Source organism: Micromonospora sp. NPDC023888 (assembly GCF_040639415.1).
Taxonomy (GTDB): Bacteria; Actinomycetota; Actinomycetes; order Mycobacteriales; family Micromonosporaceae; genus Micromonospora.
Window position 1 is genome coordinate 31,302 of record NZ_JBEZZW010000028.1, and the last position, 25,688, is coordinate 56,989.

At 70.7% G+C, this 25,688-nt stretch carries 24 protein-coding genes; 14 read left to right on the plus strand and 10 right to left on the minus strand.

Annotation, left to right across the window (positions count from 1 at the left end; genetic code table 11):
- Positions 1–13 precede the first annotated feature (13 nt).
- Together AB0F61_RS23380 and AB0F61_RS23385 are read right to left on the minus strand one after the other, a co-directional pair.
- Positions 14–1,378: an ATP-binding protein gene (locus AB0F61_RS23380; protein WP_357813239.1), complete on the minus strand. Its 1,365-nt coding sequence runs from the start codon at positions 1,376–1,378 to the stop codon at positions 14–16.
- Positions 1,379–1,452: 74 nt separating this feature from the next.
- Positions 1,453–2,109, minus strand: a complete 657-nt coding sequence (locus AB0F61_RS23385) for a response regulator transcription factor (RefSeq protein WP_357813089.1) — start codon at positions 2,107–2,109, stop codon at positions 1,453–1,455.
- A gap of 96 nt (positions 2,110–2,205) precedes the next feature.
- On the opposite strand from AB0F61_RS23385, the gene AB0F61_RS23390 reads away from it, so the two are divergent.
- Positions 2,206–3,333, plus strand: coding sequence for a sigma-E factor regulatory protein RseB domain-containing protein (locus tag AB0F61_RS23390; protein ID WP_357813092.1), 1,128 nt, complete (start codon positions 2,206–2,208; stop codon positions 3,331–3,333).
- Between the two features lie 135 nt (positions 3,334–3,468).
- On the opposite strand, the gene AB0F61_RS23395 is transcribed toward AB0F61_RS23390, so the two are convergent.
- Positions 3,469–4,095 (minus strand): SGNH/GDSL hydrolase family protein, encoded by a 627-nt coding sequence (locus tag AB0F61_RS23395; RefSeq protein WP_357813095.1) that lies wholly within the window; start codon positions 4,093–4,095, stop codon positions 3,469–3,471.
- Positions 4,096–4,239: 144 nt separating this feature from the next.
- On the opposite strand from AB0F61_RS23395, the gene AB0F61_RS23400 reads away from it, so the two are divergent.
- Positions 4,240–6,552 (plus strand): ATP-binding domain-containing protein, encoded by a 2,313-nt coding sequence (locus AB0F61_RS23400; RefSeq protein WP_357813098.1) that lies wholly within the window; start codon positions 4,240–4,242, stop codon positions 6,550–6,552.
- Positions 6,553–6,642: 90 nt separating this feature from the next.
- Here the strand turns inward: AB0F61_RS23400 and AB0F61_RS23405 are convergent, their stop codons facing one another.
- A complete protein-coding gene (locus tag AB0F61_RS23405) occupies positions 6,643–7,062 on the minus strand; it encodes a hypothetical protein (RefSeq protein WP_357813101.1) in 420 nt (139 codons plus the stop codon).
- Positions 7,063–7,252: 190 nt separating this feature from the next.
- Here AB0F61_RS23405 and AB0F61_RS23410 point away from each other — a divergent pair, with 190 nt between their 5' ends.
- Both AB0F61_RS23410 and AB0F61_RS23415 read left to right on the plus strand, forming a co-directional pair.
- A complete protein-coding gene (locus tag AB0F61_RS23410) occupies positions 7,253–9,295 on the plus strand; it encodes a glycerophosphodiester phosphodiesterase family protein (protein WP_357813103.1) in 2,043 nt (680 codons plus the stop codon).
- Between the two features lie 178 nt (positions 9,296–9,473).
- Positions 9,474–9,851: a hypothetical protein gene (locus AB0F61_RS23415; protein WP_357813106.1), complete on the plus strand. Its 378-nt coding sequence runs from the start codon at positions 9,474–9,476 to the stop codon at positions 9,849–9,851.
- A gap of 68 nt (positions 9,852–9,919) precedes the next feature.
- Here the strand turns inward: AB0F61_RS23415 and AB0F61_RS23420 are convergent, their stop codons facing one another.
- Positions 9,920–10,879 (minus strand): sporulation protein, encoded by a 960-nt coding sequence (locus tag AB0F61_RS23420; RefSeq protein ID WP_357813109.1) that lies wholly within the window; start codon positions 10,877–10,879, stop codon positions 9,920–9,922.
- 201 nt (positions 10,880–11,080) lie between these two features.
- On the minus strand, positions 11,081–12,238 hold the full coding sequence (locus AB0F61_RS23425; protein WP_357813111.1) for a glycosyltransferase: 1,158 nt from the start codon (positions 12,236–12,238) through the stop codon (positions 11,081–11,083).
- A 42-nt stretch (positions 12,239–12,280) separates the two neighbouring features.
- Here AB0F61_RS23425 and AB0F61_RS23430 point away from each other — a divergent pair, with 42 nt between their 5' ends.
- Positions 12,281–12,895, plus strand: coding sequence for a TetR family transcriptional regulator (locus AB0F61_RS23430; RefSeq protein ID WP_357813114.1), 615 nt, complete (start codon positions 12,281–12,283; stop codon positions 12,893–12,895).
- Here AB0F61_RS23430 and AB0F61_RS23435 read toward each other — a convergent pair.
- Together AB0F61_RS23435 and AB0F61_RS23440 are read right to left on the minus strand one after the other, a co-directional pair.
- Complete coding sequence (locus AB0F61_RS23435; RefSeq protein ID WP_357813116.1) at positions 12,892–13,101, minus strand: DUF397 domain-containing protein; 210 nt, start codon at positions 13,099–13,101, stop codon at positions 12,892–12,894. The two genes, AB0F61_RS23430 and AB0F61_RS23435, sit on opposite strands and share 4 nt — an antisense overlap.
- Complete coding sequence (locus tag AB0F61_RS23440) at positions 13,098–13,961, minus strand: helix-turn-helix transcriptional regulator (RefSeq protein ID WP_357813118.1); 864 nt, start codon at positions 13,959–13,961, stop codon at positions 13,098–13,100. The genes AB0F61_RS23435 and AB0F61_RS23440 overlap by 4 nt, the downstream gene beginning before the upstream one ends.
- A gap of 328 nt (positions 13,962–14,289) precedes the next feature.
- Between AB0F61_RS23440 and AB0F61_RS23445 the strand changes: the two genes are divergently transcribed.
- Both AB0F61_RS23445 and AB0F61_RS23450 read left to right on the plus strand, forming a co-directional pair.
- A complete protein-coding gene (locus AB0F61_RS23445) occupies positions 14,290–14,538 on the plus strand; it encodes a DivIVA domain-containing protein (RefSeq protein ID WP_357813120.1) in 249 nt (82 codons plus the stop codon).
- Positions 14,539–14,621: 83 nt separating this feature from the next.
- Entirely contained in the window at positions 14,622–14,858 is a 237-nt protein-coding gene (locus AB0F61_RS23450) for a hypothetical protein (RefSeq protein WP_357813242.1), read from the plus strand.
- A 123-nt stretch (positions 14,859–14,981) separates the two neighbouring features.
- On the opposite strand, the gene AB0F61_RS23455 is transcribed toward AB0F61_RS23450, so the two are convergent.
- Entirely contained in the window at positions 14,982–15,758 is a 777-nt protein-coding gene (locus AB0F61_RS23455) for a DeoR/GlpR family DNA-binding transcription regulator (RefSeq protein WP_357813123.1), read from the minus strand.
- A gap of 37 nt (positions 15,759–15,795) precedes the next feature.
- Positions 15,796–17,799, minus strand: coding sequence for a beta-galactosidase (locus AB0F61_RS23460; RefSeq protein WP_357813125.1), 2,004 nt, complete (start codon positions 17,797–17,799; stop codon positions 15,796–15,798).
- Positions 17,800–18,080: 281 nt separating this feature from the next.
- Here AB0F61_RS23460 and AB0F61_RS23465 point away from each other — a divergent pair, with 281 nt between their 5' ends.
- From AB0F61_RS23465 to AB0F61_RS23495, 7 genes are all read left to right on the plus strand, one after another.
- On the plus strand, positions 18,081–19,409 hold the full coding sequence (locus tag AB0F61_RS23465) for an ABC transporter substrate-binding protein (protein ID WP_357813127.1): 1,329 nt from the start codon (positions 18,081–18,083) through the stop codon (positions 19,407–19,409).
- Positions 19,410–19,430: 21 nt separating this feature from the next.
- Positions 19,431–20,387, plus strand: coding sequence for a sugar ABC transporter permease (locus AB0F61_RS23470; RefSeq protein WP_357813128.1), 957 nt, complete (start codon positions 19,431–19,433; stop codon positions 20,385–20,387).
- The gene (locus AB0F61_RS23475) at positions 20,384–21,265 is read left to right on the plus strand and encodes a carbohydrate ABC transporter permease (RefSeq protein WP_357813131.1); all 882 of its coding nucleotides are present in this window, start codon (positions 20,384–20,386) and stop codon (positions 21,263–21,265) included. Before AB0F61_RS23470 ends, AB0F61_RS23475 begins: the two co-directional genes overlap by 4 nt.
- Positions 21,262–23,469, plus strand: coding sequence for an alpha-galactosidase (locus AB0F61_RS23480; RefSeq protein ID WP_357813133.1), 2,208 nt, complete (start codon positions 21,262–21,264; stop codon positions 23,467–23,469). Before AB0F61_RS23475 ends, AB0F61_RS23480 begins: the two co-directional genes overlap by 4 nt.
- Before the next feature lie 104 nt (positions 23,470–23,573).
- Complete coding sequence (locus tag AB0F61_RS23485) at positions 23,574–23,981, plus strand: YciI family protein (RefSeq protein WP_357813136.1); 408 nt, start codon at positions 23,574–23,576, stop codon at positions 23,979–23,981.
- Positions 23,981–25,240, plus strand: coding sequence for a sigma-70 family RNA polymerase sigma factor (locus AB0F61_RS23490; RefSeq protein ID WP_357813245.1), 1,260 nt, complete (start codon positions 23,981–23,983; stop codon positions 25,238–25,240). Before AB0F61_RS23485 ends, AB0F61_RS23490 begins: the two co-directional genes overlap by 1 nt.
- Before the next feature lie 41 nt (positions 25,241–25,281).
- Positions 25,282–25,662, plus strand: coding sequence for a multidrug efflux SMR transporter (locus AB0F61_RS23495; RefSeq protein ID WP_357813139.1), 381 nt, complete (start codon positions 25,282–25,284; stop codon positions 25,660–25,662).
- Positions 25,663–25,688: the final 26 nt, after the last annotated feature.

Below are 25,688 nucleotides of genomic sequence, written 5' to 3' on the forward strand. Positions count from 1 at the left end.
CCGCCAGCCTGACCTAATCCCCGGCCGGCGCGGCCGGCAGCAGCAGGCACACCCGGAGCCCGTGCCGCTCCGGCGCGTCGGTCAGGGTGATGCTGCCGCCGGCGCGCCGCACCAGTTCCCGGACGATGGCCAGCCCCAGGCCGGCGCCGCCGTCGTCGCGGGCCCGGCCGTCGTCCAGCCGGGTGAACCTGCCGAACACCCGCTCCCGGTCGGCCGCCGGGATCCCCGGGCCGTCGTCGGTCACCGTCACCAGGTGGTACGTCCCGACGCCAGGCCCGACCGTCCGCCGCGGCGCCGACGTCGCCTCTGCGGCGAGCACCACACTGCCGAACGCGTGCCGTACCGCGTTGTCGACCAGGTTGGACAGCACGCGTCGCAGCTCGTCGGCGTTGCCAGTCGTCCAGAGCGGGCCGGGCGGCATCGCCACCCGCACCGGCGGTGCCGGGTAGCGCGCGGCAACCTCGGTCAGCAGCGCGCCCAGCTCCACGGGGCCGGTCCCCCGGGCCGGTGGAGCCTCGTCCAGGCGAGCCAGCAGCAGGAGGTCGTCGACCAGTCGGCTCAGCCGGTCGGTGTCGGCCAGCAGGTTGGCGGTCACCGCCGTCCAGTCCGTCCGGTCCGCGAGGCGTTGGGCCACCTCCAGCTCGGTCCGGATGTTGGTCAAGGGGCTGCGCAGCTCGTGTGCGGCGTCGGAGACGAACGCCCGTTGGCGTACCCGGCCGGATTCCAGCCGGTCCAGCATGCCGTTGAGGGTGACCGCCAACCGGTGGATCTCGTCGGCCGAGGCGGGCACCGGCAGCCGGCCGGTGCCGGCCGGCTGCCGGGTGATCTCCTCGGCGCCCCGACGTAACGCCTCGACCGGCCGCAGCGTCGCGCCCACCACCCGCCACGCCACCCCGGCCAGCACGGTCACCAGCAGGGGGAAGGCCACCAGCAGGATGACCCGGACCACGTGGGTGCTCTGCCGCACGTCGGCCATCGACCGGGCCACCAGCACGGTGAGCGGGTCGTTCGCCGTGCCGGCGGGCACGGTGACGACCTGGACCGGGCCGGCGAGTCCGACCCGCTCCGCCGGCACGTCCAGCCGCTGCCGACGATCGTGCCGCAGCCGCTCCGGGCGGACCATCGGGACGAGCCGGTCGGCGTCGATCGAGGCAGCCCGGATCCGCCCCTGCCCGTCGACGACCTGGACGCGGACCTGCCCGCCGGCCACCGGCAACGGGTCCGGCAGCACGTCCTCGGCGGCGAGGAGGGCGACCGCGTCGGCGGTCCGGAAGGCCTCGGTGTCGACGTTTCGCTGGAGCACGAAGCGGAGCGCGCCGAGCAGCACCACCCCACCCAGGGCCAGCCCGATGGTGAGGCCGAACACTCCGAGCGCCATGAGCCGCCCCCGCAGCCCCAGCACCGGCAGCCAGCCGTTTAACGCGCGACCGGCCGGCACCGGGCCGCCGGTGGTCACGTCGCCAGCCGGTAACCGGCGCCCCGGACCGTCTCCAGCCGGTCCCGGCCGAGCTTGCGGCGCAGGTATCCGACGTACACCTCGACGATGTTCGGCGCGGTCTCCACGCTCGCGTTCCAGACGTGGTCCAACAGCTCGATCTTGGAGATCACCTGGCCGGGCCGGCGCATCAGATAGCTCAGCAGCGCGAACTCCCGTGCGGTGAGCGTCACCTCGGCGTCGGCCCGGGTCACCCGCCGGCGGGCCGGGTCCAGTCGCAGGTCACCGACCGCCAGCACCGCCGGGCGTTCCGGCGCGCCCCGGCGCAGCAGCGCCCGCAGCCGGGCCAGCAACACCACGTACGAGAAGGGTTTGGTCAGGTAGTCGTCCGCGCCACAGTCGAGGCCGTCAGCCTGGTCGTACTCGCCGTCCTTGGCGGAGAGCATCAGCACCGGCAACCAGTGCTGCTCCGCTCGCAGTGTGCGGACCAGCTCGTAGCCGGAGAGGCCGGGCAGCATCACGTCGAGGATCATCGCGTCGTACCCGCCGTGCCGGGCCGCGTCCAGGCCGGCCGGACCGGTCCGGGCCACGTCGACCACGAATCCCTCGGCCTGCAGGCCGCGTTGTAGGGCAGCCGCCAACCGGGCCTCGTCCTCCACCACCAACAACCGCACAGCTCAAGGGTGCCACCCGGGTCAACCGGTGACGGCTCGGCGTCCTCAGCACGTTCTCAGGGCCGAGGGGGGAGGATGGCGGTAGGAGGTGCCACCATGTCCGTCCTGAGAAGCCGTCCCGTCCTTCGTTGGCTGGTCCCGGCGACCGCCGCCGTCGCCGTCATCGGCGGCGGCGCGGCCATCGGTACGTTCGCCGCCGAGGCCGAACCGAGCCTGCCGCCGCGTACCGCCGCCCAGCTCCTGGTCGACCTGCAGACCTCCCGACTGGAGGGGGTCTCCGGGACCGTCGTGCAGCGTGCCGACCTCGGCCTGCCGCCGCTCGTCGGGCTGGTCCCCGGCAACGACCTGACCACCATGTTGACCGGCACGCACACCCTGCGGGTCTGGTATTCCGGCCCGGAACGGCAGCGGGTCGCGCTGCTGGACACCCTCGGCGAGCAGGACGTGATCCGCGACGGCCGGGACGTGTGGACCTGGGACAGTCGGACCAACACCGCCCGCCACCGCACTCTGGGCGACACCGAGACCGGACGGCCGGCGCCCGAGGCGCGGCCGAGCCTGCCGGCCACTCCGCAGCAGGCCGCCGACCTGGCGTTGGCCGCGATCGACCCGAGCACCGAGGTGAGCGTCGGCCGCTCGGCGACCGTCGCCGGCCAGGACGCGTACGAACTGGTGCTCCAGCCGCGCGACCAGGGCTCCCTGGTGCACCAGCTACGGATCGCCATCGACGCCAAGCAGCACGTGCCGCTGCGCTTCGAGGTGCTCGCGAAGGGCAGTGACCAGCCGGCGTTCGAGATGGCCTTCACCCAGATCGACTACCGCCGGCCGGAAGCGGACCAGTTCACCTTCAACCCACCGCCCGGCGTGACAGTCACCGAGGAGAAGGCCGAGCGACCGGCCGCGGGCAAGCCCGGTCACGTCGAGCCGACCGGTGATCCGCAGGTGCGCGCCGTGGGCACCGGCTGGACGACAGTGCTCGTCGCCCGCCTCGACGGGGCCGTCGGCGGTAAGCCGGCCGACGCGAAGCCGGCCGTGCCGCCGGCCGGCGCCGCACCCGACATGGACCTGTCGAAACTGCTCGGCGGGCTCGCGGCGGTCAAGGGCGACTGGGGTAGCGGTCGTCTGCTCACTGGCAAGCTGTTCAGTGTGCTGCTCACCGACGACGGCCGAGTGCTCGCCGGCGCTGTCACTCCCGAGCGGCTCTACCAGGTCGCTCGCGGCTGATCCTGCGGTGTCCGCGCCGGGTCGACCTCGCGGTTGGCCCGGCGCGTCATCGTGTCCGACCCTGTCGTACGCGGGCGGCAGCCACCGGTGTCGTCGCGGGCCGAGTCAGCGGCCGGTCGCGCCGGGGGTGCTGGGTCAGCGGGCGCCGAGGGCGGTGAGGTACGCGTCGGCGAGGACCGCGTGACCGGGCAGGTACGGGTGCACGCGGTCGTCGGCCCAGCGGCTCGACGGGCTGACCGCGAGCACCCGGTCGAACGCCGCCTGGTTGGGCACGTGCACCGCGTCGAACTCGGCGGCCAGCCCCGCCACCACCGCCGCGTACCGGTCGGTGTCGGCGCGTTGCGGGACGCTGCGGTCCGCCTCGATGAGGAACGGGTCGCCGAGGATCAGCCGGCAGCCCGTGCTGGCGACCGCCCGGCGCAGCAGGTCGCGAAGGGTGCGCTCGTACTCCTCGATGCCGACGGCCTCCTCCGGCCGGTCGCCGTAGTGCCGCCAGATGTCGTTGATGCCGATCAGCACCGCCAGCCAGTCGGGGCGCTCGGCGATGGCGTCGCCGTCCCACCGCGCGGCCAGGTCCCGCACCGTGTCGCCGCCCACACCCCGGTTGACCCAGGTCAGCTCCAACTCGGGGTGCCGCGCCTCGACGAGCGCGCGGACGAGGCTGACGTAACCGGAGCCGTAGGGCGCTGCGACGTCGCGTCGACCACAATCGGTGATGCTGTCGCCGATGAAGACCACCCGTTGCCCGGCCCGCAGGATCATCCGACGCCACCTCGCGATCACCGGCACCGACCCGCCGGGCTTGGTGAGAACCGGCGGAAGGCGCTATCTTCAACAGTTCGAGGACACAAAAAAGAACGGCTAAAAGCCGTTCCTGCAAGCGATTCTAATCTTTAGGGAGACGGCTTGTCAAGGCACTCCGGCGGTTCCGGCGAATTGCCGCTCGACGACGAGATCGGTCGCGAGCAGGAGTACGTCTCGATGCTCTACGACCGGCTGGACGCGCTGCGTGACCAGGCCGCCCACCGGCTCACCGCCGAGCTGCGCAACACCGGCGGCACCCTCCAGGACCGTTCGCAGCGTGACAGCTCGGTAGCGATGTACGCCGATCAGGTCGAGCAGTTCTCCGCCGTGGAGAACGGGCTCTGCTTTGGCCGTCTCGACGGTGACGACGACTCCCGCCGCTACATCGGCAGGATCGGCATCTTCGACACCACAGGTGACTACGACCCGCTGCTGATGGACTGGCGGGCCCCCGCCGCCCGCGCCTTCTATCTCGCCACCGCCGCCAACCCGCAGGGCGTACGCCGCCGCCGGCACCTGCGTACCCGCCAGCGCAAGGTGACCGGGCTCAACGACGAGGTGCTCGACATCGACGCCGCCGCCCCCGGCGGCCACGAGGAGCTGACCGGTGAGGCGTCACTGCTCGCGGCGCTCAACGCGGGCCGGACCGGCCGGATGCGCGACATCGTCGAGACCATCCAGGCCGAACAGGACGAGGTCATCCGCGCCGAACTGCCGGGCGTCATGGTGGTCCAGGGCGGCCCCGGCACCGGCAAGACCGCCGTCGCGCTGCACCGGGCGGCGTACCTGCTCTACACGCACCGCCGCGAACTCTCCAGCCGGGGCGTGCTGCTGGTCGGCCCGAACGCGACCTTCCTGCGCTACATCTCCCAGGTGCTGCCGACGCTTGCCGAGACCGGCGTGCTGCTGCGTACCCAGGGTGATCTTTTTCCCGGGGTGAGCGCCCAACGGAGCGAACCGGCCGAGACGGCGGCGCTCAAGGGCCGGGCGGTGCTGGCCGAGGTCCTGGCGCTGGCCGTGCGGGACCGGCAGTGGGTGCCGGACGAGCCGCTGGAGATCGAGGTCGAACGGGAGGCGCTGAGCCTCGACCCGGAGACCGTGCGCACCGCCCGGGACCGGGTCCGCCGCGTCGACCGGCCGCACAACCTGGCCCGCACGCTGTTCGCGACGGAGATCGTGCACGCGCTCGCCGACCAGGTGGCCGAACGGATCGGCGCCGACCCGCTGGGCGGGGACAACCTGCTCGACGAGGCCGACCGGGCCGAGATCCGCCGCGAGCTGCGCGAGGAACCGGAGGTCCAGGCCGCCCTCGACCGGCTGTGGCCGGTGCTCACCCCGCAACGCCTGCTCGCCGACCTGTACGCCGACCCGGACCGGATCGCCGCCGCCGCGCCGATGCTCACCGACGACGAGCGGGCGCTGCTGCACCGCGAGCCGGGTGGCTGGACGCCTGCCGACGTGCCGCTGCTGGACGAGGCCGCCGAGCTGCTCGGCGAGGACGAGCGGGCCGCCGCCGCCCGCCGGGACCGCATCCGGATGATGGAACGGGAGTACGCCGAGGGCGTGCTGGAGATCGCCAGGGGTTCCCGCTCGATCGACGTCGAGGACGAGGCCGAGGGCGGTGAGATCCTCGGCGTGACCGACCTGATCGACGCGGACCGGCTGCTGGAACGGCAGGAGGAAGCCGACCGGCTGACCACCGCGCAGCGGGCCGCCGCCGACCGCACCTGGGCGTTCGGCCACGTGATCGTGGACGAGGCGCAGGAACTCTCGCCGATGGCGTGGCGGCTGCTGATGCGCCGCTGCCCGAGCCGGTCGATGACCATCGTCGGGGACGTCGCGCAGACCGGCGCGCTCAGCGGCACGCCCTCCTGGGCCGACGCCCTCGCCCCGTACGTGGCGCGGCGGTGGCGGCTTACCGAGTTGACTGTCAGCTACCGCACCCCGGCCGAGATCATGGCGGTCGCCGCCGACGTCCTCGCGGAGATCGACCCGGCGCTGCGTCCACCGCGCTCGGTGCGGGAGAGCGGCGTACCCCCGTGGGACCGGACGGTGCCCGACGAGCGGTTGGCGGCGGAACTCGTCGCGGAGGCCACCCGGGAGGCGACCGCGTTGACCGAGGGTCGGCTCGGCGTGCTCGTGCCGGCCGGCCGGGTGGGCGAGTTGGGCTCCGCGGTGACGGCCGCGCTGCCGGAGGCCGCCGTGGGCGAGCATCCGGAGCTGGAGAGCCGGGTGGTGGTGTTGACAGTCGCGCAGGCCAAGGGGTTGGAGTTCGACTCGGTGCTTGTCGTCGACCCGGACCGGATGGTGGCCGAGTCCCCCCGCGGACGCAGCGACCTGTACGTAGCCCTGACCCGCGCCACCCAACGCCTGGGCATCCTCCGCCCCACCCCCACCCCCACCCCCACCCCCTGAGTCGATCATGAGGTTGGCGTGGACTGTGATCTCCGACAGCCCACGCCAACCTCATGATCACGCCACCAAGGGGGGCAGCGGGTGGGTGGGTTAGTCGTTGGATTTGTCCCTGATGGACTTGGCCGGTCCGGTCGCGGACGTGGACTGGTCGCTGGTGCCACCACTCATCGGCGTGCTCAGGCCGCCGGTGGTGGCGTCGCCGGTCGTGGTCGGGGCGACCTTGCCCGGGTGCCGCTCCGGCTGCCGGGCCACCCGGCGCACGCTCGCCGGACCGGCGGTGCCACCGGTGGTGGTCACCGCGCCCTGCCCACCGACCGGGCCGCCGTCGCGCAGCACCTGGGGATCGATCCGTTCGTGCGCCGGATCGAGCGGGTCGTCGCGCTGGATCTGACTCAGCACATCGGTGCGGGGCACCGTCACCTCTTCGACGGCACCCTTGCCGTACACGCCTCCGGCGATCCGATCCTCGGCCTGGCGGGCGGCGTCCTGCCGCATGTCGTCCTCACGCACGATCATCACCTCGCAGAAGCTGTGGAACTGACTGCGTGCCCGGCCACCCGCCACCCAAACCCAGGGTGGCCGGGAGGTCGTCCACGGTGGTTAACCGTCGCGCCGCCCACTGGCCGCCTGCCCGCCGCCCGAGATGTCCATGCTGTCCGGCGACCGGTGGGAGATGCCCACCGGCAGAGGGGATGACAGCGTGCGCACAGTACGCCGTACCGCCGTCGCGGCCCTGGTGGCCGCGACGGTGACGACCGGACTCGCGGTGCCCGCCCAGGCGAAACCGCGACCGGACCGGACATTCGACGTGCAGGCCCACCGCGGCGGCCTCGGGTTGCGGGTGGAGAACACCCTCGCGTCCTTCGGCAACGCCCTCCAGCTCGGGGTGACCACCCTCGAACTGGACGTGCAGATCACCGAGGACGGTCAGGCCGTCGTCACCCACGACCGGAAGATCAGTGGCGCCAAGTGCGTCGACACCGCCCCGGTGACGCCCGGCGACCCGGAGTTCCCGTACGTCGGGAAGTACGTGAACACGCTCACCGTGGCCCAGGTGCGCTCGCTCGACTGCGGCTCGAAGACGCTGCCGGACAAGCCCGGTCAGCTCGCCGTCCCGGGCGCCCGGATGCCGCTGCTGCGTGAGGTCTTCGCCCTGGTCAACCGTTACCGGGCCAAGGACGTGACGCTGAACGTCGAGACCAAGGTGGAGGCCGGCGCGCCGACCGAGACCGCGCCCCGCGACCAGTTCGTCCAGGTGACCGCGGCCGAGATCCGCGCCGCCGGGCTGCTCAAGCAGGTCACCATCCAGAGTTTCGACTGGGGCGCGCTGATGCGCATGCGCCAGGTCGAGCCGAAGCTGCCGCTTGTCGCCCTGACCAACTACGACTTCCTGCAGACCGGCCAGCCGGGCGCCTCGCCGTGGCTGGGCGGGTTGGACATCGACGACTTCGGCGGCGACCCGATCAAGGCGATCCGCAGCTTCGGCGCCAGCGCCTTCTCGCCGGTGCACGGCATGCCGCAGAACGGCACGGTCACCGACCCCGGCTACCAGCCGTACGTGACCAAGGACATGGTCGCCCGGGCGCACCGGTACGGGATCAAGGTGATCCCGTGGACGGTCGACGACGTGCCGACCATGTCCAAGCTGATCGACGACGGCGTGGACGGCATGATCACGGACTACCCGGACCGGCTGCGCGGCCTGCTGGCGCAGCGCGGCTACCGGCTGCCGAAGGCGTACGCGGCGCCGTTCGACATCCAGGCGCACCGCGGCGGTCGGGCCACCCGGCCGGAGAACACCCTGCCGGCCTTCTCCAACGCGTTGTCCAACCGGGCCATCTCGACCCTGGAACTGGACACCAACGTGACAGCGGACGGCAAGCTCGTGGTGCTGCACGACCGCACCGTCAACGGGTCGCACTGCGTCGACACCGCCCCGGTGCGCCCCGGCGACCCGAAGTTCCCGTACGTGGGCAAGCCGGTGCACGAGCTGACCCTGGCACAGCTCAAGACCGTCGACTGCGGCACGAAGACGCTGCCCGAACTGCCCGCGCAGGTGCCCGCGCCGGGTGCCCGGATCCCGACCCTGGACGAGGTCTTCGCCCTGGTGAAGGCGAGTGGCCGCAGCGACATCGGGATGAACATCGAGACGAAGATCAGCCCGATGGTGAACGACACCGAGCCGTACCGCAGCTTCACCCGCAAGCTCGTCGACGCCATCCAGCGCGCCGGCTTCACCAACCGGGCCACCATCCAGTCGTTCGACTGGCGGACCATCACGTACGCGCGGCAGCTCGACCGCCGCATCGGCACCGTCGCGCTGGTCTGGCAGTACGGCCCGACCGAGTGCGCGACCCTCGCCGACGAGTGCTCGCTGGAAGCGGTCTACGGCAACCCTGCGGTGCAGAGCCCGTGGACCGGCGGACTGGACTGGTGGAAGTACCAGGATCTCGGCAAGCTGACCCGGGCCGCCGGCGCGGGCACGGTGTCGGCCAACTGGCAGGTGCACGACCCGAAGCAGGGCACTGTCGCCTCGGCGGACTGGTACCTGCGGGAGAACCCGGCATACTTCCACGGGCCGGACGTACGGACTCTCCAGACGCGGGACGGACTGAAGGTGATCCCCTACACCGTCGATGACGCGACGGTGATGCAGCGGGTGATCGACCTCGGTGTCGACGGCCTCATCACCGACGACCCGGACCTGTTGGTGAGCGTGGCCATCCGCAACGGCCTGCGCTGACCGCCGACCCAACCGATCGCCGGCCGGATTTTTCCGGCCGGTGATCGGTGTTACCTGCTCCGGGGCCTCGGGTAGTCGGGGGGTGTCCCCGCCACGAAAGCGAACCGTGCCGTGGCCGAAACGCGGTAGCGGGGCGAGGGAATGCAGGTACGACTCATCGCATCCTGAGGAGGACCAGATGAGCACGCAGGCTGCTTCCACCCGGCCGATGAACCGGCCCATGAACGACCCGCAGAATCCCGCGTCGACGCGGGACATGCACACCCAGCAGATGCCGGTCATGCATGACGGGCGTCGCAACGACATGCAGGCACCCGGTACGGAGACCAAGCAGGCGTTCAAGACCACCGAGTTCTGGATCTACCTGATCGCGGTGGCCGCCGTACTGGGCGCGTCGCAGGTCGTTGGTCGGAACACCGCTGGGGTGGACATCTTCCGGGCTGACAACGCCTGGTTCCTGATCACCCTGCTGACGCTTGGCTACCTCGGTAGCCGCGGCCTGGCCAAGGCTGGCAGCAACTGGCGCAGCAGCGAGGAGCGCAAGGCCCGGCACTGACCGGTTCACAGTGCACGGTGGCCTCCGGGAGATCCTCCCGGAGGCCACCGTCGTCGTGTGTGGACTTGCTACTCGTCGCCGCCGAAGTCACCGAAGTCGCCGCCGAAGTCACCCTCGAACGCGTCCTCGATCATCTCACCGGCGATCATGCCGCCGGCGACGCCGAGCGCCGCCCCCGCCACCATGCCGCCCATCCCGTGCCCGCGGCCATGACCGTGACCGTGGCTCGGGCCGTACTGCGAACGCAGGCTGCCGTAGCGCGACGTGGTCTCCCGCAACCAGCCGTCGACGACCTGCGCCCAGTCCACCCGGTCGAGGTCGGTGTGCGACACCTGGTAGCGACCGAACGCGTCGTGCCCGGCGCTGAGGAAGCCGCCGCGCTTGTCGCACTCCAGGATCACCTCGACGCCGCGCTGGCTGGTCACGAAGGTCAGCTCGACCTCCCGGATCGTGCTCGCGTACTGCGGCGCGGCGAAGAACTCGATCTCCTGGTAGAACGGCAGCGTCTGCTGGACACCCCGGATGTGACCGCGCTCCAGGTCGGCGTGCTTGAACCGGAAGCCGAGCCGCTGGAACGCCTCCAGGATCCGCTCGTGCACCGGCAGCGGGTGCACGGCCACGTGGTCCAGGTCGCTCTTGTCGACCGCGCGGGCGATCGCCAACTCGGTGCGCAGGCCCATCGTCATGCCGTGCAGGCGCTGGCCGTACACGTCGGTGATCGGCGTCTCCCACGGCACCGGGAGCTGGAACGGGATCGAGAGCTGCTGCTTCGGGGCGAGCTGCAACGGGCCGCTGACCGCCATCCGGTGAAACTCAAGGGTGCCGGAGTATTCGGCGTCGTGGCCCTCGACCTCCACCCGGGTCACCAGACCGATCACCACCTGCTCGATGGCCGCCTCAGCGTCGCCGCCGACGAGGTTGACCTGCCCGTCGAGGGTCAGGCCGGGCCGGGTGTTGGGGTTGGTCAGCACAGTGTCCACACTGGGACCGCCCACACCGAACGCGCTCAACATCTTCTTGAAGACCATCGGAACTCCTGTGCGACGCCGACCGCTCCAGGCTGGAGTCGGACGTTGACTCGACCGGCACCCTATCCAGCACCCCTGTGAGGTGGCTGTGAAGCGCGGGGCTTGATCGACTCGGCTTCCCGGAAATCGGGGTCACCCCGTCGCGGTGACACCCCGATTTCCAGGAACTCGAGTCGGTGCCGGTGGAAGGTCGGCCCCGAGCTAGCCGATCACCTCGGCGCGTAGCCGCTCGGCGACCTCGTCGGGCGACGGCATCGCGACGATCTCGGCGCTGAGCCGGCGAGCCGCCTCGGTGAACGTCGGCTCGTCGAGCAGCCGGCGCAGAGCCGCCGCGATGGCGGCCGGGTCGGCCTGCCCGGGCATCAGCGCGAGACCCGCTCCGGACGCGGCGACCCGGTCCGCCTGGATGAACTGGTCGGCGCCCTGGGGTACGACCACCATCGGGATGCCACGGGCCAGCGTGCCGAGGGTGGTGCCGGCGCCGCCGTGGGTGATGACCGCGCTGACGTTCTCCAGCAACTGGGCCAGCGGCACGAAGGGGCTGAACTCCACCCGCTCCGAGTCGAGCTGGTAGTCCTCCGGCTTGCCGTCGAGGCCGAGCGTCGCCAGCACGTCGACGTCGACGTCGGTGAGGGCGCCCAGCAGCGGACCGACCACGGCGGGGTCGGCGAAAACCGTGCCGAAGCTGACCAGCACCCGGGGACGACCGCCGGTCGGCGGCGTGTGCGTGCCCGTCGAGGCGTCGGGCGCCTGGTGCGGTTCCGGCCGCAGCGCGATCCGCTCCACCCCCTGCGGTACGGCGAAGGTCTCGAACTGCAACCCCGGTGGGCAGGTGTCCAGCAGCCAGCGGCCGGCCTGGATGCGCTGCGGCGCGGGCAGCCCGCGCTCCTCGTAGCGGGAGCGGACCACCGCGATCAGCGGGTCGGTGAACTCGGCCGGTACCGCCGGGCCGAAGGCGAGGGTGGCCAGCGGTACGTCCAGGCCGGCGGCGACCAGGGGCCCCACGAAGTCGAGCATCTCGTTGACGATCAGATCCGGCTGCCAGCTCTTCGCCTGCGCGAACGCCTCGCCTGCGGTGAGGTCGACCCGGACCCCGGCGAAGAACTCGGCAACCGCCTCCGGGATCGGCTCCGTTGCGGGGTTGATGCCCAGCTTGCGCCCCACCTCGGCGAAGAGGACATCCGGCATGGGGCCGGCAGGCAGCAGCTCGATCCCCTCGGGCGCGGTGAGCGGGGTCATGCCGGCGGCGGTCACCACGGCAACGTCGTGGCCTTGACGCCGGAATGCGCGGATCAGGGGCAGGAGCGGGAGAAAGTGCCCAAAGGAGGGCACATTTGAGAAGAGGACTCGCATACTCATCAGAATACCCTTCTGACGGTTACGGGCCGGTAGAGTGCCCTGGTGGCTGCCCAACCCCGCGCCAGCCGGCGCCAGGAGAGCGCCGAACAGACCCGGCAGTTGATCTTGGATGCGGCCCTGGACCTCTTCATCGCGCAGGGGTACGCCACCACGACTGTCAACGACATCGCCGCCCGCGCCCGGGTGGCCGTGGCGACCGTCTACACCAGCGTCGGCGGCAAGCCGACGCTGCTGCGGGCGCTCATCGAAGCGGGCGTGAACGACCCCGAGACCGCGCAGAGCGTCGCGGCCATCGCGGTTGCCACCGACCCGGGCGAGGTCGTGCGTCTGATCGGCGCCGGGACACGGTACGGCCACCAGAGCCGCCCCCACACCATCCAGCTGATCAGGGCGGCGCCGAGCATGACGGCGAGCGCGGCGGCAGCGGCGCGTGACGGCGCGGCGGCCTACCGGCAGGCGTTACGGGTCGGCGCGGTACGCCTGGACGAGCTCTCCGCGCTACGTCCGGGCCTCACCGTCGCACAGGCCACCCAGGTGCTCTGGTTCTACTTCGGGCTGCACTCCTGGCCACAACTCGTCGACGAGGGTGGCTGGTCGTACGACGAGGCAGAGCGCTGGCTGGTCGACCGGGCCAGCGAGGCACTTCTCCGGCCCTAGCCGAACTCGCCGTCCTTGATCCCGAGGACGAACGCGGTCCACCCAGCGGCGGGGTAGACGAGGGTTGCCGCCGCGCGGTCCTTGCTGTCCCGTACCGCGACTCGACCGGAACCGTCCAGGACGGGCCCCGCCTCGACGCAGCTACCGCCGTTGCTGTCGCTCTTGCTGCTGATGTGCCAAGCGACCTCGGACATGCTTTCGCTCATGACAACTCCTCCGCGATGCTCGTGATCAACTTTGTTGATTCGCTCTCACTGAGCGCAGAATCCAGCAGGCGACCATAGGTGCGGACGAAACGCTCAGCCTTCGGCGACTCCAGGTAGAGCCGCCCTCCCAATGACTCCACATAGGCAACCGCAGGATACGGCTCTGGCAGACGGAATATCCAGAACGTACCGTCGAGCCCTTGGTGCAGGGCCACGCCGGACGGCATGATTCTGATCGCCACGTTGTCCCGCCGCTGCGCCTGCGCGAGGTGGTGTAGTTGGCGGCGCAACACCTCTGGCCCGCCGACCATCCGACGCAGCGCGGCTTCGTCGATCACGGTAGAGATCGTGAGTGGGCGACGTCGCCTCAGCACCTCTTGACGGGTCATCCGAAGTTCGACCCAGCGGTTGATCGTCGCCTCGGCAACCCCCGGTTCTGCCGCATTACGAATCACGGCCTCGGCGTACTCACGCGTCTGGAGCAGCCCCGGGACCAGGGTGAGATGGAAGCAGCAGACCTGCTCGGCGCGACCCTCCAGCCAGGGATATTCGATGAAGGACGCGTCCACGACGTCGCCGTAGTCCTCGTCCCACCGGTCCGTGCGCCACACCTCCTCGGCAAGCGCCAGCAGACGGGCCCGCTCGGCTGCGTGATGAAAACCGTAGAGATCCAGCAGCGCGACCACATCACCCTTGCGGATCGGCCAATCCGCGCGTTCGTAGCGACCAAGCGCGGACATGTCGCGTTGCAGATGCTCAGCGACCAACTTCAACGTCATTCCCCGCTCCTCGCGCAGGGCCCGCAATTGCTGACCCAGCCATTGCGCGCGGAGTGTCCGGATGAACGGCTTGTGCGGCATGGTCCACCTCTCAATTCGTCGGCGAGGCCCGCGTAGGAACCATTGCTCCAGTTCCGAGCGACTGGAAACGTGGCCTTCGGGTGAGGGTGATCGCCGGTCCCCGGGGAAGCCCGGTGCAAACACGGCAACCGCAGCTGCGCCAACAGCCGAGAAGGTGACGAGAGACGGCCTCGCGAGTGGCAGTCGCATACCGGCTCTCGTCGGGTCTCAACTAGAGCGTCGGGAGGTGCGACTCCCGGCTCCGAACCGACTTGAGGAAATACCTACCACGTGACGGGACACCGTCGCGACCCTGACTCACCCATCGACCGACGACGAGAGGTGACAAATGCCCAGAGGCACGCTCTACGACGGCAGCCGGCTGCATCCTCGGCACGTCCGCGACCGTCAGTTCGCCACCGTCGGCTTCGGCCGGCGGGGCCTCGACCCCAGAGAGGTGCGGCGATTCCTGCACCGGGTCGCGCTCGACCTGACCGTGCTGCACCAGGACCTGGCGCTGCTCAGTGCGGAGAACGCCCGGGTGAAGCGCGCCCTGCGGGCCTGGCACGGCGCCGGGTCCGAGAGGCGTCGGCCATGATCCCGTCGGGCGGGATCTTCGTGTCCCTACCTCGGGCCGCCGTGCTGGCGTTCACCGAGTCGGCCGAACCGCCGCCCCGACACGTGATCCACCTGCCGGTGGCGGTGCCCGATCTGGCCGGGGCGTTGGAGATGGCCCGTGATCTCGCCCGTTCGTTGGCTTCGACGCCCCAACTCGACGTCGCCGGCATCACGGTCTCGGCCGAGGACGCGCAGCACGTACGACATTGGGTTTTCTGCGACCGGATCATGCCCGATCGCCGCCGCTGCGCGCGGAAGGCCGACCACCACGCGCCCTGCCGACCCACCGATGATCCCTAGCCCGGCAGGCGTCGGCCCACGATCTGCGTAACTTCGGTGAAGATGCTGTCTCCGCGACGTCTGAGGGGCCACTTTCCCTGTTCTTGCTCGGATCTTGACCGGGGCGGCGCGCGGAAGTGCCGCTCAGCCGGGCTCGACGATGATCAGCTCGCCGACCTGCTCGCCGATCGTGGTACGCGCCTCGGTCGGCAAACCGACGTCGGTGATCAGCACGTCGGCCGCCTCCAGCGGGGCGATGGTGGCGATGCCGATGGTCTCCCACTTGGTGTGGTCGGCGAGCACCACGAGCCGACGGGCGGCACCGATCAGGCACCTGTTGACGCCCGCCTCCAGCAGGTTGGGTGTGGTGAATCCGGTGCGCGGGCTGAGCCCGTGCACACCGAGGAAGAGCAGGTCGACGTTGAGGGCGCTGATCGCCGCCTCGGCCACCGGCCCGGTCAACGCGTCCGACGGGGTGCGGATGCCGCCGGTCAACACCACCGTCTGGTCGGCGCGCGGGTCCTGGTAGAGCGCGTCGGCCACCGGAATCGAGTTGGTGACCACGGTGAGCCCCCGGACGTCGGAGAGCAGGGTGGCCAACGCGGCGGTGGTGGTGCCGGCGGAGAGCGCGATGGCCATGCCCGGCTCCACCATCGTGGCCGCCCGCTCGGCGATGGCGCGCTTCTCCGCCTGCTGGCGGATCGACTTCGCGGCGAAGCCGGGCTCCTCGGCCGAACCCGGCCCGGCGAGTGTCGCCCCGCCGTGCACCTTGTCCACCAGGCCGCGCTCGGCAAGCACCTCCAGGTCGCGGCGGATCGTCATGTCGGACACGCCGAACCGGCTGACCAGGTGGCTCACCCGCACGCCGCCGCGTTGGCGGATCAGGTCGAGGATGGCGGTCTGCCGCTGTTGGGCGAGCATCTGGCGATTCTCCTTCGCACCGTGGCCGTCGCCGAGGTCAGGCCGGATCGTCGGTCCGATCCTCACGGACGACCGCCACCGCACCAGCTTGCAGGGTCAGCTCACCGGAGCACCGTTCGCCGGTCAACAGATCGGTGCCGCGCACCGGGAGCCGGGTCTCCGCCTCGGTGTGGTTGATGACGAACAGCCAGCTCCGGTCGCCGTCGCGGCGGCGTACCACCTCCACCCCGGCCGGCGCTGGCGCCGCCGGCCGCACGCCGGCCTCGGCGACGAGCCGGGCGACCAGCCGGTCGGTTGCCGCGTCGTCCAACCGGGTGCCGACATACCAGGCGGCGCCGTCGCCGACCCGGTGCCGGGTCAGCGCCGGCACGCCCGGCAAGGGCCCGTCGGTGTACGACGCGAGCACCTCAGCGCCCTCCGGGTGCAGCCACTCGGTCCACACGTCGGCGGTGCTGCCGTCGTCGAGGCGGACCTGCTCGCCCTCGCGCAGCGGAAAGAACTCCTCGGTCCGGACGCCGAGCAACTCCCGGAACGCGCCCGGGTAGCCGCCGAGACGGATGTGGTCGTTCTCGTCGACGATGCCGCTGAAGTAGGTGACCGCCGCCGTCCCGCCGCCCTCGACGTAACGGTGCAGTGCGGCGACGTCGGCGTCCCGGACCAGGTAGAGGGTCGGCACCAGGACCAGCCGGTAGCCGCTGAGGTCAGCCGACGGGTGGATGACGTCGGCGGTCACGCCGGCCCGCCAGAGCGAGCCGTACAGGGCGTTCAGCCGGTCCGCGTACTGCACATCGACGCTGGGGTGCGAATCCAACTCGGCGCCCCACCACGCCTCCCAGTCGAACAGGATCGCCACGTCGGCGTCCACCCGACTGCCGCGTACCTCGGCCAGGGCCTTGAGGTCGGCGCCGAGTTGGCAGACCTCGCGGAACACCTTGGTGTCCGGTCCGGCGTGCGGCACCAGCGCGGAGTGGAACTTCTCGGCGCCGGCCCGGGACGCGCGCCACTGGAAGAACAGCACGCCGTCGGCGCCGCGGGCGACGTGCGCCAGGCTGTTGCGACGCAGTTGACCGGGCAGCTTGGCCACGTTGCGCGGCTGCCATTGGACGGCGCTTGTGGAGTGCTCCATCAGCAGCCACGGGTCACCGCCGGCGACGCCCCGGGTGTGGTCGGCAGCGAGCGCCAACCCGAGGTGCGCCTGCGGGTCGGCGGCGGTCAGGTAGTGGTCGTTGGACACCAGGTCCACGTCGTCGGCCCAGGACTGGTAGTCCATGTGCTTGACGCCCATGCCGATCATGAAGTTGGTGGTGATCGGCTGACGGACCAGCGTCTTCAGGACCTCGCGTTCGGCGCGCAGTTGGGCGCGCAGCTCGTCGGAGGAGAAGCGCAGGAAGTCCAACTGCTGCGTGGGGTTGGCGAAGGCCGTTACCGTGCGCGGCGGGTTGATCTCGGCCCAGTCGCCGTAGTGCTGGCTCCAGAAGGCGGTGCCCCACGCGTCGTTGAGCCGGGCCAGGTCGCCGTAGCGCTCTCGCAGCCAGCCGCGGAACGCCTCGGCGCTGACGTCGCAGTAGCAGTGCGCGTTGTGGCAGCCCAGCTCGTTGGAGACGTGCCACATCACCACTGCGGGGTGCTCGGCGTACCGGCCGGCGACCGCCCGCACCAACTCCAGCGACCGCTCTCGGAAGATGGGCGAGCTGGGGCAGTACGCCTGTCGGCCGCCGGGCCAGAGGATCGTGCCGTCGGCCTGGCGGGGCAACGTCTCCGGGTGCGCCCTGGACAGCCACGGCGGCGGGCTGGCGGTGGCGGTGGCCAGGTCGACCTGGATCCCGCCGCTGTGCAGGAGGTCGAGCACCCGGTCCAGCCAACCGAACTCGAATCGGCCCGGCGTGGGCTCCAGCAGGGCCCAGGAGAAGATGCCGACCGAGACCAGGTTGACCCCGGCTCGGCGCATCAACTCGACGTCCTCGGACCAGGTCTGCTCGGGCCACTGCTCAGGGTTGTAGTCGCCGCCGAAATAGATGCCGTTCCCGTGCCATTGCCGCATGACAGCTGAGGGTGCACCTCACGCGGCGCGGAAGTCAACAGTTTCCAACATCGATTCGTTTTCCAACGTTTACCGCGTAGCAGCCGTATCACAACTGGGTTATCGAAGGTGAACTGCCCTCTTGACAGCGCCTGACCGAAGGGTAACTTGAGCCCCCACTGGCCGTTCGTGTTGACCAATGTGGATTCTCGGTGGATCCCGATGGGCGAACACGTCACCGCACCTCCACCCCACCCCTGACGGCCCTTCTCATCGCACCTCTTCATCCGCAGGAGGCACAGATGTCCCGTCCCCGATCCCAAGCCGAGTACCTGGCTCGGCTCGTACCGCCCTCCGTCGCCGGCATCAACCGACGCTCACTGTTGGCCGGCGCGGCCGGCACGGGCGCGCTGCTCGGCACCGGCCTCCTCGCCGGCTGCGGCGACGACTCCGGCTCCGGCGGATCCAGCAAGGACGTGTCGCTCGGGTCGAACCAGTCCGACCCGAAGCCGAAGGACGTCCTCGTCAAGGTCACCGACGGGTTCAAGACCGCGTCCGGCGTCCAGGTCGCGGTGAACACCGTCGACCACAACACGTTCCAGGAGAACATCAACAACTACCTGCAGGGCAAGCCGGACGACGTGTTCACCTGGTTCGCCGGCTACCGGATGCGCTTCTTCGCCCAGAAGGGCCTGTCCAGCGACATCAGCGACGTGTGGAGCAAGCTCTCCGGCTACTCGGATGCCTTCAAGAAGGCATCCACCGGCGACGACGGCAAACAGTACTTCGTACCGGCGACGTACTACCCGTGGGCGGTCTTCTACCGCAAATCGGTGTGGCAGCAGCACGGCTACCAGGTGCCCACCACCCTTGACCAGTTCACCAACCTCGGCGAGCAGATGAAGAAGGACGGGCTCACCCCCATCGCCTTCGCCGACAAGGACGGCTGGCCCGCGATGGGCACCTTCGACATCCTCAACCTGCGCATCAATGGCTACCAGTTCCACGTCGACCTGATGGCCGGCAAGGAGGCCTGGACCTCCGACAAGGTCAAGAAGGTCTTCGACACCTGGGCCGGCCTGCTCCCCCTGCACCAGCCGGACAGCCTCGGCCGCACCTGGCAGGAGGCCGCGCAGTCGTTGCAGCAGAAGAAGAGCGGCATGTACCTGCTCGGCCTCTTCGTTGGTCAGCAGTTCAGCAACGACGAGCAGGACGACCTCGACTTCTTCACCTTCCCCGAGATCGACCCGTCGATCGGCGCGAAGGCCCTCGACGCGCCCATCGACGGCTACATGATGGCCCGCAAGCCCAAGAACGAGGACAACGCGCGCAAGCTGCTGGAGTACTTCGGTGGCAAGGCCGCCGCGGACATCAACCTCAAGAACGACCCAGCCGTCCTCGTCGCCAACAGTGGCGCGGACGTCGGCGGCTACACCGCACTGCAGAAGAAGGCTGCCGAACTGGTCGGGTCGGCCACCGAGATCGCGCAGTTCCTCGACCGGGACACCCGACCGGACTTCGCCTCCACCGTGATGATCCCGGCGATCCAGCAGTTCATCAAGAACCCCAAGGACATCGACGGGCTCACCTCGTCCATCGAGAACCAGAAAAAGTCGATCTTCACTGACTGACGGCGGAAGGGGAAGGACATCGTGTCCGACCTGCCCCTGATCCAAGCGGATCGCGCCGTGCCGCCGCCGGCCTCGACCACCTCCACTGGTGGTCGACGCCGGCGGCTACGGCTCCTGTCCCGCACCGACCGCGTGGTCATCACGCTGATGGTGCTCGTCCCGCTGCTGCTCGTCACCGGGTTCGTCTGGCTGCCGGCCGCGGCCACCGTGCTGCTGTCCGGCACCAACTGGGACGGCATCGGCCCACTGAACGAGATCGAGTTCGTCGGCGCGCGCAACTACAGCGACGTGGTGAACATCTACCCGCCGTTCGTGCCGGCGATCCAGCACAACCTGCTCTGGCTGGCCGCCCTGTTCGTGATCGCCACCCCGTTCGGCATGTTCCTGGCCGTCCTGTTGGACAAGGAGCTGCGCGGCAGCCGCTTCTACCAGACCGCGCTCTACCTGCCGGTGGTGCTCTCGCTGGCGCTCATCGGCTTCGTCTGGCAGCTCCTCTACTCCCGCGACCAGGGCCTGATCAACGCGGTGTTCGGCAGCAGCATCGACTGGTACGGCGACTCGAACGTCAACATCTGGGCCGTCCTGGTCGCCTCCGGGTGGCGGCACGTCGGGTACATCATGCTGCTCTACCTGGCCGGGCTGAAGGGCGTCGACCCCTCGCTGCGTGAGGCCGCGGCGGTCGACGGCGCCTCGGAGAGCCGGACGTTCTTCCGGGTCGTGTTCCCGGTCATGCGGCCCATCAACATCATCGTGCTGGTGGTGACGGTGATCGAGTCGCTGCGCGCGTTCGACCTGGTCTGGGTGGTCAACAAGGGCCGCAACGGGCTGGAGCTGATCTCCGCGCTGGTCACCCAGAACGTGGTGGGTGAGGCGAGCCGGATCGGCTTCGGCTCGGCACTGGCCACGATCATGCTTGTCGTCTCGCTGGTCTTCATCACCATCTACCTGGCGACCGTGATGAGGGAGAACCGGGAATGACCGTCGACACTCAGCGCCGCCGCCGCACACTGACCCCGGCGCGGCTGCTGCTGCACGGCTTCCTCATCGTCGTCTCGCTGGCCTGGCTCTTCCCGATCGCCTGGGCGGTGCTGACCTCGCTGCGCTCGTACGACTACACCGCCGCCAACGGTTACGTGTCGTTCGGCGGCTGGACCGTCGACAACTACGTCACCGCCTGGCGGACAGCGGAGTTCGGCAAGCACTTCCTCAACTCGGTGTACATCACCGTGCCGGCGGTGCTGCTCACCCTCTTCCTCGCCTCCTGCGTGGCGTTCGTCATCGCCCGGTTCAGCTGGAAGCTCAACGTCGTCCTGCTCGGGATCTTCACCGCGGCCAACCTGCTGCCCCAGCAGGCGCTGCTCATCCCGCTGTTCCGGCTGTTCACCGAGGTGCCGCTGCCGGAGTTCATGAGCGACTCCGAGCTGCTCTACGACAGCTACTGGGGCCTGATCCTGATCAACGTCGCGTTCCAGTGTGGATTCTGCGTCTTCGTGCTCAGCAACTACATGAAGGCGCTGCCCCGCGACCTCTACGAGGCGGCGATGGTCGACGGAGCCAGCATCTGGCGGCAGTACTGGCAGGTCACCATGCCACTGTGCCGGCCGGCCCTGGCGGCGCTGGCGACCCTGGAGGTGACCTGGATCTACAACGAGTTCTTCTGGGCCACCGTCCTGATGCGCACCGGCGACAAGTTCCCCGTCACCAGCTCGCTCAACAACCTGCGCGGCGAGTTCTTCACCGACAACAACCTGGTCTCGGCGGGCAGCGTGCTCGTCGCGATCCCCACCCTGGTGATCTTCTTTATGCTCCAGCGGCACTTCGTTCGGGGCCTGACCTTGGGAGCTTCCAAAGGATGACCATCCTGCACCTGCGCCGCGCGCGGACCAGCCTGGTGCTCGACGCGCGCGGCGCGGGGCTGCCCCGGATCGTGCACTGGGGCGGCGACATCGGCGACCTCGACGACGACGCCCTGCGGCAGCTCGCCGAAGCGACGGTGCCGCCGGTGGTGCCGAGCAGCTTCGACGAACCGCCAGCGCTGTCCCTGCTGCCGGAAGCGAGCGCCGGCTGGAGCGGACGGCCCGGGTTGGCCGGGCACCGCGACGGACGGGACTGGTCCACCTCGTTCCGCCTCGACGGGTGGGACGTGTGCGACATCGGCACCGACCCGGGCCACCTGGCCGCGGGCGGCGAGGTGGTGGGCGTACTCCTGGCCGACGGTGGGCACGGCGGGCCCGGCGCCGCGCGGCTGACCGTGCGGGCGTCGGACCCGGCCGCCGGTCTGGCCCTGACCAGCGAGATCACGCTTGACCCGCACGGCCTGCTGACCGTCCGGCACCGGCTGCGCAACACCGGCGACACGCCGTACGAGCTGCGGGAGCTGACGCCGGTGCTGCCGGTGCCGGCGGTCGCCACCGAGCTGCTCGACCTGACCGGTCGGTGGTGCCGGGAACGGTCCCCGCAGCGGCACCCGTGGCCGCAGGGCGCCTGGGTCCGCGAGGGTCGGCACGGCCGGACCGGGCACGACGCCACGCTGCTGCTGGTGGCGGGCACCGCCGGGTTCGGCTTCGGCCACGGCGAGGTGTGGGCGGTGCACACCGCGTGGAGCGGCGACCACGTCACATTCGCCGAGCGGCGGCCCACCGGCGAGTCGACCCTCGGCGGCGGAGAGCTGCTGGCCCCCGGCGAGATCCGACTCGGCCCCGGCGAGTCGTACGACACTCCCCTGCTCTACGCGGTCTGGTCCGACGTCGGGCTGGACGGGCTCAGCGACGTGCTGCACACGCACCTGCGGGCTCGACCCGGGCACCCGCGCACGCCCCGGCCGGTGACCCTCAACGTCTGGGAGGCCGTCTACTTCGACCACGACCTGGACCGGCTGCGGGCCCTCGCCGACCGGGCCGCGCAGATCGGCGTGGAGCGGTTCGTGCTCGACGACGGATGGTTCCGCGGCCGGCGCGACGACACCGCAGGCCTCGGTGACTGGTACGTCGACGAGGGCGTCTGGCCCGACGGCCTGAAACCGCTCATCGACCACGTCACCGGGCGGGGCCTGGAGTTCGGTCTGTGGGTGGAGCCGGAGATGGTCAACCCCGACTCCGACCTGTTCCGCGCGCACCCGGACTGGCTGCTGGCCGTGCCGGGCCGACTGCCCCCGGCGTGGCGCAACCAGCAGGTGCTCGACCTGGGCCGCCCGGAGACCTACGACTACCTGCTGGAACGCCTCGACACGCTGCTCACCGACCACCCCGGCATCAGCTACCTCAAGTGGGACCAGAACCGGGACCTCACCGAGGCCGGGCACCACGGTCGCCCCGGCGTGCACGGACAGACCCTGGCGGTCTACCGGCTGCTCGACGAGTTGCGCCGCCGGCATCCCGGCGTGGAGATGGAAAGCTGCTCCTCCGGCGGGGCCCGGGTGGACCTCGCCATCCTGGCCCGCACCGACCGGGTCTGGGCCAGCGACTGCAACGACGCCCTGGAACGGCTCAGCATCCAGCGCTGGACCGGGTTGCTGCTGGCACCGGAGCTGGTCGGCACGCACATCGGCCCGCAGCGCTCGCACACCACCAACCGCGTACACGACCTGGGCTTCCGGGCGGCGACCGCGCTCTTCGGCCACCACGGCATCGAGTGGGACATCGCCTCCATCAGCGCCGCCGAGCAGGCCGAGCTGGCCGCCTGGGTGGCACTGCACAAGCGACTGCGCCCGATTCTGCACTCCGGCCGGGTGGTCCGGGTCGACCACCCGGATCCGGCCGTCTGGGCACACGGCGTGGTCGAGCACGACAAGACCCGGGCGGTGTACGCGGTGGCGCGGCTGACCACCTCGGTGGCGCAGACTCCGGGCGCGGTGCGCCTGCCCGGCCTGGACCCCGGGCGGCGTTACCGGGTGCGACAGGTGGCGGACGTACCGGCCCCGGCGACCATCGAGCGGTCCGCCCCTGCCTGGCTGGCGAGCGGTGTCACCCTCAGCGGGGCGGCGCTGGCCCGGGTGGGTGTGCAACTGCCGGCAATGCACCCGGAGCAGAGCCTGGTGCTGGAGGTCGACGCCGTTGTCTGAAAAGATTCTGCGGAATCTTCGGTCGGGGTGTCGAGAACGGCTCCGCCTGTTTCTACCTCAGGGTGAGAGCACCGACGAGGGTGCGCGGGCGTGAGGAGCCAACCATGAAGTACATGCTGCTTATGCAGTTCAGCGCCGCCGGGGCCGACTTCCCGAGCATCGACGCCTGGACCCCGCAGGAGGTCCAGGCGCACATCGCGTTCATGGGCGAGGTCAACGACAAGCTCACCGCCGCCGGGGAGTGGGTCGACGCGCAGGGTCTCGGCGGCCCGCAGCAGGCCCGGATCGTCCGCGCCGGTGAGGGCGGGGCGCCGGTGGTCACCGAGGGGCCGTTCGCCGAGACGAAGGAGTTCCTCGCCGGCTTCTGGATCGTCGACTGCGACAGCCCGGAACGGGCGGTGGAGCTGGCCGCGTACATCTCCACCGCACCCGGCCCCGGCGGCCGGCCGCTGAACATGCCGATCGAGGTGCACCCGGTGATGTCCGCCCCGGCACAGGAACTTGACGGCTGATCACCGACCCCCGCATCGAGGACCTGCTGCGCGAGTTGGCGCCGCAGGTCCTCGGCGTGCTCGCCCGGCGTTTCGGTGACTTCGCCACCGCCGAGGACGCGGTGCAGGAGGCGTTGCTGGCCGCCGCCACCCAGTGGCCGACCGAAGGGTTGCCGGCGAACCCGCGCGGCTGGCTGATCCAGGTCGGTTACCGCCGGATGATCGAGCTGGTCCGCGGTGAGCAGGCCCGGCGTCGCCGGGAGGACCTGGTCGCACGTCGCGACCCGGACGACCGGCAGTACGCACCGGCCGCCGACGAGGAGTTGACAGCCGAGCGGGACGACACTCTGGTCCTGCTGATGCTCTGCTGCCATCCGGCGCTCGCCCCGACGTCGGCCGTGGCGCTGACCCTGCGCGCCGTCGGCGGGCTGAGCACCGCCGAGATCGCCCGCGCGTTCCTGGTGCCCGAGGCGACCATGGCGCAGCGGATCAGCCGGGCCAAGCAGCGCATCCGCGCATCCGGGCTACCGTTCCGGATGCCCGAGGAGGCGGAGCGGGCCGACCGGCTCGCCAGCGTGCGGCAGGTGCTCTACCTGGTCTTCACCGAGGGGCACACCAGCACCACCGGCCCGGACCTACGCCGGATCGACCTCGCGGTGGAGGCGATCCGGCTGACCCGCGCATTGCACGCGCTGCTGCCCGACGACAGCGAATCGACAGGGCTGCTGGCGTTGATGCTGCTCACCGAGGCGCGCGGTCCGGCGCGGACCGGGCCCTCCGGCGAGCTGATCTCGCTGGCCGACCAGGACCGCAGCCGCTGGGACGCGGCGGCGATCGCCGAGGGCACCGCCCTGGTCACCCAGGCCCTCCCGCGTGGGCCGATCGGCCCGTACCAGGTGCAGGCCGCCATCGCCGCCCTGCACGACGAGGCGCCGAGCACCGAGCAGACCGACTGGCCGCAGATCCTGGCGCTCTACGAGGTGCTGGAACGGCTCGTCGGCAGCCCGGTGGTGGCGCTCAACCGGGCCGTGGCGACCGCCATGGTGCACGGACCGGCGGCCGGCCTCGCCGCCCTCGACGCGTTGGCCGACGACCCCCGACTCGCCGGGCACCACCGGCTGCCCGCCGCCCGCGCCCACCTGCACGAGATGGCCGGCGACCGGGAGCAGGCAATCATCGACTACCGGGCCGCCGCCGCCCGCACGAGCAGCCTGCCCGAACAGCGTTATCTGACGATGCGGGCAGCCCGGCTGGCCACCGAGCGCGTTGATCCTTCGTAGGACAGGCCCGCGCGGCGCAACGCAGGGCAGCTTCGGCCGGCGTGGGCATCGCCGACGCCAGCCTGGGCGGCGGCGGGTTCGTCGACCACGAAGGGGGACGCATGGCGTACGTGCTGCTGGGGATCGCCATCCTCGCCGAGGTGCTGGCGACCAGCCTGCTCAAGTCCACCGCCGGGTTCAGCCGCCTCTGGCCGACGGTGGGTTGCCTCGCCGGGTACGTGCTGGCGTTCATCCTGCTGGCTCAGGCCGTCAAGCAGATCCCGGTGGGTGTCGCGTACGCGCTCTGGTCCGGTCTGGGTACCGCCACCATCGTGGCGATCGGGGCGGTGTTCCTGGATGAGCCGGTCGGGCTGTCCAAGCTTGCCGGAATCGCACTGATCATCGCCGGGGTGGTCATCGTGAACCTGGCCGGCGAACACTGACCGCGCCCGTCCCGGCGGTCGGTCCG

What these genes read in the sequence shown, in the direction of transcription:
- AB0F61_RS23480 (WP_357813133.1), top strand. Translation starts at nt 21,262, where the DNA reads ATGACCATCCTGCACCTGCGCCGCGCGCGGACCAGCCTGGTGCTCGAC.
- AB0F61_RS23455 (WP_357813123.1), bottom strand. Translation starts at nt 15,758, where the DNA reads ATGCTCGCCCAACAGCGGCAGACCGCCATCCTCGACCTGATCCGCCAA.
- AB0F61_RS23485 (WP_357813136.1), top strand. Translation starts at nt 23,574, where the DNA reads ATGAAGTACATGCTGCTTATGCAGTTCAGCGCCGCCGGGGCCGACTTC.
- AB0F61_RS23460 (WP_357813125.1), bottom strand. Translation starts at nt 17,799, where the DNA reads ATGCGGCAATGGCACGGGAACGGCATCTATTTCGGCGGCGACTACAAC.
- AB0F61_RS23435 (WP_357813116.1), bottom strand. Translation starts at nt 13,101, where the DNA reads ATGAGCGAAAGCATGTCCGAGGTCGCTTGGCACATCAGCAGCAAGAGC.
- AB0F61_RS23440 (WP_357813118.1), bottom strand. Translation starts at nt 13,961, where the DNA reads ATGCCGCACAAGCCGTTCATCCGGACACTCCGCGCGCAATGGCTGGGT.
- AB0F61_RS23425 (WP_357813111.1), bottom strand. Translation starts at nt 12,238, where the DNA reads ATGAGTATGCGAGTCCTCTTCTCAAATGTGCCCTCCTTTGGGCACTTT.
- AB0F61_RS23395 (WP_357813095.1), bottom strand. Translation starts at nt 4,095, where the DNA reads ATGATCCTGCGGGCCGGGCAACGGGTGGTCTTCATCGGCGACAGCATC.
- AB0F61_RS23445 (WP_357813120.1), top strand. Translation starts at nt 14,290, where the DNA reads ATGCCCAGAGGCACGCTCTACGACGGCAGCCGGCTGCATCCTCGGCAC.
- AB0F61_RS23415 (WP_357813106.1), top strand. Translation starts at nt 9,474, where the DNA reads ATGAGCACGCAGGCTGCTTCCACCCGGCCGATGAACCGGCCCATGAAC.
- AB0F61_RS23390 (WP_357813092.1), top strand. Translation starts at nt 2,206, where the DNA reads ATGTCCGTCCTGAGAAGCCGTCCCGTCCTTCGTTGGCTGGTCCCGGCG.
- AB0F61_RS23475 (WP_357813131.1), top strand. Translation starts at nt 20,384, where the DNA reads ATGACCGTCGACACTCAGCGCCGCCGCCGCACACTGACCCCGGCGCGG.
- AB0F61_RS23465 (WP_357813127.1), top strand. Translation starts at nt 18,081, where the DNA reads ATGTCCCGTCCCCGATCCCAAGCCGAGTACCTGGCTCGGCTCGTACCG.
- AB0F61_RS23380 (WP_357813239.1), bottom strand. Translation starts at nt 1,378, where the DNA reads ATGGCGCTCGGAGTGTTCGGCCTCACCATCGGGCTGGCCCTGGGTGGG.
- AB0F61_RS23420 (WP_357813109.1), bottom strand. Translation starts at nt 10,879, where the DNA reads ATGGTCTTCAAGAAGATGTTGAGCGCGTTCGGTGTGGGCGGTCCCAGT.